We start from the raw sequence: 7,706 nt of genomic DNA, 5'->3' as shown, positions 1-7,706 counted from the left end.
CGATTAATGTGCAATATATTGCATGCCCATCCCCCAGGACGCCGGAACGAGCGCCCTCAAGCGCGGCTTGCTGCGTGATGACGTCTACACGCGGTTGCGGGACGCGATCGTCGACGGCACCTTCGCGCCCGGTGAGCAACTGCGTGATGGTGAGCTCGCCGATTGGCTCGGCGTCAGCCGGACACCCGTGCGCGAGGCAGTCCTGCGGCTCGGGGCTGCCGGCCTCGTCACCACCGCACCCGGGCGGTCCACCACGGTCGCCGAGTTGGAGGTCAAGGCCATCCGGGACGCGCAGTCCGTCGTTGCCGCGATGCATCGCCTGGCCGTAGAACTCGCCGTCGACCAGCTCACACCGGACGACTTGGCGAGTATGCGTGCGGCCAACAAGCGCTTCGCAACAGCGATGAAGTCGGGCGATGCCGAAGCCGCCCTCGCCGCCGATGACGACTTCCACGCCGTCCCGGTGCGGGCGGCCGGCAATACCGCGATCGAGACGATCCTCGACCAGTTCACACCGGTTGTGCGGCGCCTCGAGCGTCTCCGTTTCGCCACTCTCCCGGGCCGCGCTTCCGTAGCCCTGCACACCCGCCTCATCGACCTCTGCGCGGCGGGCGACACCGAGGCAGCCGCCGACGTATCCCACGAAACCTGGCAGTCGCTCCAACCGCTGCTCGACACCCTCACTTGACCCGACGGCACCACCAAGCGCCCACCGGCCACTACCGCAACCCAGCCGAACGGCATACGAGAAATGAAAGAATCGGTATGAAGCTCCAAGACTTCCCGCGCTACCAGCTCACCTTCGGGCCGAGCCCGATCCAGCGCCTCGACCGGCTCACCCAGCATCTTGGCGGTGCCCGGATCTGGGCCAAGCGTGAGGACTGCAACAGCGGTCTCGCTTTCGGCGGCAACAAGATTCGAAAGCTGGAATACATCATTCCGGATGCGATCGCCTCCGGCGCCGACACGCTGGTCTCGATCGGTGGCTACCAGTCCAACCACACCCGCCAGGTTGCCGCGGTTGCCGCGCACCTGGGCATGAAGTGCCGGCTGGTGCAGGAGAAGTGGGTGCCCTGGGACGACCCGATGAACACAGAAGTCGGCAACATTTTGCTCTCGCGGATGATGGGCGCCGACTCGCGTCTCGACGACGCCGGCTTCGACATCGGCATCCGGGAATCCTGGAAGAACGCCCTCGCCGAGGTCGAGGCCAAGGGCGGCAAGCCCTATGCGATCCCGGCCGGCGCGTCCGAGCACCCGCTAGGTGGCCTCGGCTTCGCGAACTGGGCCTTCGAGGTTGCCGAGCAGGAGAAGGCTCTCGGTGTCACCTTCGACACGATCGTCGTCTGCACGGTGACGGGCTCGACGCACGCCGGGATGATTGCCGGCTTCGCCGCACTGGAGGATCGGACCGGTGTCCAGCGCCGCGTCCTGGGCATCGACGCATCCGCCACCTTTGCCAAGACGCGTGACCAGGTCGAGCGGATCGCCCGGCACACAGCGCAGATCATGGAGCTTGGTCGCGACTTGCGCGCCGACGAGATCCAGGTCCTCGAGGGCTGGGCCGGCGACCTCTACGGCATCCCGGTCGAGTCCACGATGAACGCCATGGCCTTGGGAGCGCAGCTCGAAGCCTTCATCACCGACCCCGTCTACGAAGGCAAGTCGCTCGCCGGCCTGATCGACCTGGTGCAGGATCGCGAGATCCCAGCGGACTCCAACGTTCTTTATGCCCACCTCGGCGGCCAGCTCGCGCTGAACGCCTACCATTCGCTCTGGTCCTGAAAGGACCGTACCCGTATGCCGCACACCCCCGAACGCCCGGATGCGCACCTTCTCGATGAGGTCGCGCAGCGCGTCCTCTGGCTCGCCACCCGGATCGTCGACGCCGCCAATCGCGAACGCATCACGGGCGACGGGGTCAAGGTCGGTGGGCACCAGGCCAGTAGCGCGAGCCTGGTCACCACGATGACCGCCCTCTGGTTCGCGCACCTGGACGCCGCGGACCGCATCAGCGTCAAGCCGCACGCGTCGCCGGCCTTCCACGCGATCCAGTACCTCCTGGGCAATCTCGATCGGTCCTATCTGACGCGCCTGCGCGACTTCGGCGGTCTGCAGTCCTATCCCTCGCGGACCAAAGACCCCGACCACGTCGACTTCTCCACGGGATCGGTCGGACTCGGTCCGGCGGCGCCCCTGTTTGCCGCCGTCGCCCGGCGCTATGTCGATGCCCACTTCGGGCCGCGCCCAGCAAGCCGCTTTATCGCCCTGCTCGGTGACGCCGAACTCGACGAGGGCAATATCTGGGAGGCCGTCGCCGACCCGGCCACGCAGGGGCTCGGCAATGTCATGTGGGTCGTCGACTTCAACCGGCAATCCCTCGACCGGGTCGTCCCGGGCATCCGGATTCAACAATGGCGTGCCCAGTTCGCGGCGGCCGGGTGGCACGTCGTGGAGGTGAAATACGGGCCGCGTCTGCACGCGGCATACGGCAGGCCCGGGGGAGCGGGCCTGGAGGCGTGGATCGACGCGATGACCAACGAGCGCTATCAATCCCTCTTCGGGATGGCACCGGCGGACGTACGTGAGCGTTTCCTCGACGGCGCCCCTGATGACGTCCGGACGTTCTGCGCCACGCTGAGCGACGACGAACTCGCCTCTCTGGTAACGGATCTCGGCGGCCACGATGTTACCGCGATGCTCAACGCCTTTGCGGCCTGCGATGCCGTCACCGACCGGCCGAGCGTCGTCTTCGCCTATACCGTCAAGGGCTGGGGGCTGCCGCTGGCCGGCAACCCGCGCAACCACTCGGCGCTGTTGAGCGGTGAGCAGATCGATGCCCTGCGTGCCCGGGTAGGGCTGACCGCGGACACCGAGTGGGACCGCCTCGACCCCACGACAGCTGCCGGTCAACTCGCCGCGCTGCGGGCCGAGCACCTGCGTCGCGACCCCGTGCAGACCCGCTCGCCTTTGCCGGTCCCGACGGCAACGGGGCTTTCGTCGGCCAAGCCGATGTCCACCCAAGAAGCATTCGGCCGGATCCTCGTCGGACTCTCCCGCATCGACGGCGTCGGCGATCACCTCGTGACGACCGCACCGGATGTGGCCACGTCGACCAATCTGGCCGGTTTCATCAACCGCACGGGTGTCTTCGCGCCCGAGGAGCGTCGCTCGTGGAGCCCCGATCCGCTGGTGAAGTGGTCGGAATCCCCTGCGGGACAACACATCGAGCTGGGCATCTCGGAGATGAACCTCTTCCTGCTGCTCGGTATGCTCGGCCTGACGTGGGATCACAGTGATCAGCTGTTGCTGCCGGTGGGCACCCTCTACGACCCGTTCGTGCTGCGCGGTCTCGATGCCTATGTGTATGCCGCCTACTCCGGCTCCCGCTTCGTCGTCGCCGGCACGCCGTCGGGCGTCACGCTGGCGCCGGAGGGCGGCGCGCACCAATCGACGATCACCGCGTCGGTCGGCCTGGAACTGCCCAACACCACGCTCATCGAACCGGCGTATGCCGTGGCCCTCGACTGGCTCTTGTGCCACGCCCTCGCGCGGATCGCCGATCCCGGCCAGGGGGACGCGCTGGGCAAGACCGAGGATGGGGCCTACTACTTCCGCTTGACGACCCGCCCGCTCGACCAGGCGCCCTTCGAGGAAGCTCGCGCCCGGCTTGGCGATGCCACGCTGAGGCGCCAGGTGCTTGCCGGGGCCTACCGGCTGCGTGACGCCGGCGGCGACGAAGGCGTACCCGTCGTTCAACTGGCCGCCTGTGGCGCTGTGCTGCCGGAAACGCTCGCTGCCGCAGCGGAACTCGCCGAGGAGGGCATCCTGGCTCATGTCGTCGACATCACCTCCGCGGACCGGCTGTATGCCGCGTGGCAGCGCACGTTGCGCCAGGGCATTCGCACCGCAACGACGCCGTCGATCCCCGGGGCGCTGCGCGCCGCGTTCGACATGCGCGCCCCGATCGTCACCGTCCACGACGCGTCCTCGCACACGCTGGCGTGGCTCGGCTCGGCTCTCGGCGTGCCCTGCGTCCCCCTCGGCGTCGACGCCTTCGGCCAGTCCGGCGCAGTGGCCGACCTCTATGCGGTCAACGACCTGACGCCGGGCTCGATCGTCAACGCCGCCCTGGCCGCCCTCGCCCTGCGGTGACCAGCCCGGCGCGGGCGGGAGAGCTGGGGCGGGTGTGGCGGCCTTTCAGGGGACGACGATGACCGGGACGGTCGAGTTGCGCAGGATCTTGGCGGCGCTGGAGCCGAGGAAGACCTGGGCCAGCTTGTGCGTGGACGACGAGCCGACGACCAGCACGTCCTCGCGCCCCCACTCCACGGAGTCCATCGCCCCGCCCCACGAACGGCCCTGCGCAAGAACGGCCTCCACATCGACGAGGCCTTGGTCGCGGAGGTGGGTCACCGCCTCGTCGAGTCCTGCCTGGGCCTGGGACTTCCACTGCGCGAAGATGTCCGACTCGTCATCGCGCATCGCCGAGACCACCATCCGCCGGGGGCGCACCGCGAAGGTCACCAAGCGCAGGCTCGCCCCAATCCGGGCGCAGATGCTCGCGACCAGATCGAGCAGCGTCCAACTCGCGTCGTCATCGCGAAAGCCCATGGTCACGCGTGTGATCCGGCTGTCCGGGACGGGGCGATACCCCCGCGGCGCGATCGCGACCGGCACGGCGGCGGAGTGCAGCATACGGTCGGTCTTCGACGTCACCGTGACATAGCCGCGGGGGCCGTTCTCGCCGGAGCCGACGACGATCAGCGACGCACCCAGCGCGTCGACCTGCTCGCACACTGCTTGGGGGACAGAGCGTCCCGCGACCCACGTCGCAGTCGACACGACGTCCGTATGCCGTGCCAACACCTCCAGCGCCTCTGCGGCACTCGCTGCGCCCTCCTGCGCTGCCCACTGCTCGAAGTCGCGATCGGTGTCGCCGGCGACAGCTGTCTCCCAACCACGCGGCACCACGGTCAGCGCGTGGACGGTGTCATGCTCGGAGCGGGCGAACTGGCAGGCCAGATCGATCGCTCCGATGTCGTCCTTGTGCGGGCTGTAGCAGACGAGATAGGTCATCCGCGCTCGTCCTCCAGGTCGCGCCGCCGGCCGCTTGGCTCGGCGATCTCCTCGGGATCGGTGTAGTGATTGAGCGTGGCATTGCGCATGCCGTACAGCCAGTAGAAGGCGATGCACAGCACGATCCAGATCAAGAAGATGACCCAGGTGATGGCCGCCAGGCCGTACATGATGTAGAGACACGCGGCGACCGTGAGAATGGGGGTGACCGGATAGCCGGGGACCTTGAAAGGACGCTCCAATTCCGGATGGGTGCGTCGCAGGACCATGATGCCGATCGCGACGACCGAGAAGGCCATCAGCGTGCCGATCGAGACTGTGTCCCAGAGATAGTCGGCGGGCACGAAACCGCCGATCAGGGCGATGACGATCGAGACCACGACGGTGTTGAAGGTGGGGGTCATGGTCCGTTGGTTGACCTCGAGGAACTTCTTGGAGATCAGGCCGTCCCGGCCGACCGCGAACAGGATCCGGGTCTGACCATAAAGTGTCACCAGGGTCACGGAGAAGATCGAGATAACCGCGCCCGCGGCGAGGATCGTGCTCCACACCTCGTTGCCGGTGATCTCCTTGAGGATCAGCGCCAGGCCGGCATCGGCATTGTCCTTGTCCGCGAAGAAGGACGCGGGCTTGGCGGCGAGACCGGCGCCGGCCACCGCCAGGTAGATGCCCGAGACGATCGAGAGCGCACCGATGATGGCGCGTGGCAACGCTTTCTGTGGATCCTTGACCTCCTCACCCGCGGTCGCCACGGCATCCAGACCGATGAAGGAGAAGAAGATCGTCCCGGCGGCCGCGCTCACGCCAGTGAAGCCGTTCGCGAAGAAGTTGGAGAAGTGATCGGCGTTGAAGGCGCTGAACCCGATGACCGAGAAGAGCGCAAGAACGGTGAGCTTGATCATCACCATGATCGCGTTGATCTTCGCTGACTCCGAGGCCCCCCGAATGAGCAGGAGCATGCACAGCAGCACCAGGACGACGGCCGGGAGGTTGATGATTCCGCCTGTGGGCACGTGGTCGGTGCCAGGAATCGGCGACACCGAGAGCGCATCGGGAAGCTGCCACCCGATCGTCTCGTGCAGAAGTTCGTTGAAATAGCCGCTCCACCCGACCGCCACAGCACCCGTCGCGACGCCATATTCGAGCAGGACGCAGCCGGCGATGATGACGGCGACGATCTCGCCGAGGGCGTGGTAGGCATACGAGTACGTCGAACCGCTCACCGGAATCGCCGAAGCCAGTTCTGCGTAGCAGAGAGCGGACAGGCCGGCCGCGAAGCCGGCGATCATGAAAGAGATGAGGACTGCCGGACCGGCCTTGGGCACCGCCTCGCCGAGAACGAAGAAGATGCCCGTGCCGACGGTCGCACCGACGCCGAACATCATCAGTTGAAAAGTCGTCAGGTTGCGCGGCAGTTCCTCGCCCTGATGGGGATGGTGCTGGAAGACGATCGGCTTGCGCCGCAACAACTGAGCAACGAGGGTGCCTGCCATGTCTGCACTCCTTTGACAACCGGTTAAAGAGTTGGGCAGAACGTAGTCCATTACTCGCCAGTACGCGAGGCATGATTTTCCTCTGTCCAACAACGCTTCTCCGCCCATAGTTTTGGCGGGCAACCACTTTCGACCACCTCACCGACGGTGACAGGATTTCGCGTATGAATCGCCGCCTCGCCCTCGTCCGTCCGCCCGGTCCACGCCTGGCCGAAGGCATCGTCACCCACCTCGACCGCACCCCGATCGATCTCGATCTCGCTCGGGCGCAATGGGACGCGTACGTCGCTGCCCTGCGCCTCGCGGGCTGGACCTGCCTGGAGGTGGCACCCGCCGACGACTGCCCGGACGCCGCCTTCGTCGAGGACGCGGCCGTCGTCTACGGCGACCAGGCGGTCATCACGCGTCCGGGTGCCGAGATTCGCCGTGGCGAAACGCCGGCCGTCGAGGCCGCTCTTCGCGAGTGCGGCTACCGGATCGCGCGCATTGAGGAGCCGGGCACCCTCGATGGCGGGGATGTCCTCAAACACGACGGCACGGCATACGTCGGTATCGGTGGTCGCACCAATGGTGCTGGGGTGCAACAACTTGCGCGCCATTGGGCCCAGTTCGGCGTGCGCGTGCAGGCCGTGCCGGTCGAGCGTGTGCTGCACTTGAAGTCTGCGGTGACCGCGTTGCCCGACGGCACCGTCATCGGCTGGGATCCCGTGGTCGACGACAAAGACGCGTTCCCCGTGTATGCCGGGATGCCCGAGGAGTCCGGTGCTCACGTCGTCCTGCTCGGCGGGGACCAGTTGCTGATGGCGGCCAGCGCGCCCTTGACCGCGCAGGTGCTGCGCGATCGTGGCTACGCGATCACCACTGTCGACATCTCCGAGTTTGAGAAGCTGGAGGGCTGTGTGACGTGCCTTTCGGTGCGGCTGCGCGGTTGAAACTAGCGCGCGAGTTGCGCCGTGCACACGCCGGATTCGAGGTCCGGCTGCAGGCTCGCCACGTGGACGCCGCCGGCGCCCACGAGCATCCCCTGCATCAACCCCATAGGAGGGCGCAGACGACGTCCTGGTGAACGCGCGCGACATCGCGGAAGGGGCAGTTGTAGATCCTCAACTGCGTGGGCCGGGTCGCCGGCCGTCG

The 7,706-nt window shown here is 67.1% G+C and carries 6 protein-coding genes; 4 read left to right on the top strand and 2 right to left on the bottom strand.

Annotation, left to right across the window (positions count from 1 at the left end; all coding sequences use genetic code 11):
• Positions 1-22 precede the first annotated feature (22 nt).
• From PKH97_RS01800 to PKH97_RS01790, 3 genes are all read left to right on the top strand, one after another.
• Positions 23-688, top strand: coding sequence for a GntR family transcriptional regulator (locus tag PKH97_RS01800; RefSeq protein ID WP_324385686.1), 666 nt, complete (start codon positions 23-25; stop codon positions 686-688).
• A 77-nt stretch (positions 689-765) separates the two neighbouring features.
• Positions 766-1,785, top strand: coding sequence for a 1-aminocyclopropane-1-carboxylate deaminase (locus PKH97_RS01795; protein WP_324385685.1), 1,020 nt, complete (start codon positions 766-768; stop codon positions 1,783-1,785).
• Between the two features lie 15 nt (positions 1,786-1,800).
• On the top strand, positions 1,801-4,155 hold the full coding sequence (locus tag PKH97_RS01790; protein WP_324385684.1) for a pyruvate dehydrogenase: 2,355 nt from the start codon (positions 1,801-1,803) through the stop codon (positions 4,153-4,155).
• 45 nt (positions 4,156-4,200) lie between these two features.
• On the opposite strand, the gene PKH97_RS01785 is transcribed toward PKH97_RS01790, so the two are convergent.
• Together PKH97_RS01785 and PKH97_RS01780 are read right to left on the bottom strand one after the other, a co-directional pair.
• Positions 4,201-5,079: a universal stress protein gene (locus tag PKH97_RS01785; RefSeq protein ID WP_324385683.1), complete on the bottom strand. Its 879-nt coding sequence runs from the start codon at positions 5,077-5,079 to the stop codon at positions 4,201-4,203.
• The gene (locus PKH97_RS01780) at positions 5,076-6,572 is read right to left on the bottom strand and encodes an amino acid permease (protein WP_324385682.1); all 1,497 of its coding nucleotides are present in this window, start codon (positions 6,570-6,572) and stop codon (positions 5,076-5,078) included. Before PKH97_RS01780 ends, PKH97_RS01785 begins: the two co-directional genes overlap by 4 nt.
• 164 nt (positions 6,573-6,736) lie before the next feature.
• On the opposite strand from PKH97_RS01780, the gene ddaH reads away from it, so the two are divergent.
• Entirely contained in the window at positions 6,737-7,504 is a 768-nt protein-coding gene (ddaH, locus tag PKH97_RS01775; RefSeq protein ID WP_324385681.1) for a dimethylargininase, read from the top strand.
• Positions 7,505-7,706 lie beyond the last annotated feature (202 nt).

Source organism: Nostocoides sp. (assembly GCF_035343835.1).
GTDB classification, from domain to species: domain Bacteria; phylum Actinomycetota; class Actinomycetes; order Actinomycetales; family Dermatophilaceae; genus Nostocoides_A; species Nostocoides_A vanveenii.
Note: the sequence above shows the minus strand (reverse complement) of the source record. Positions and strands in the feature narration are given on the sequence as shown.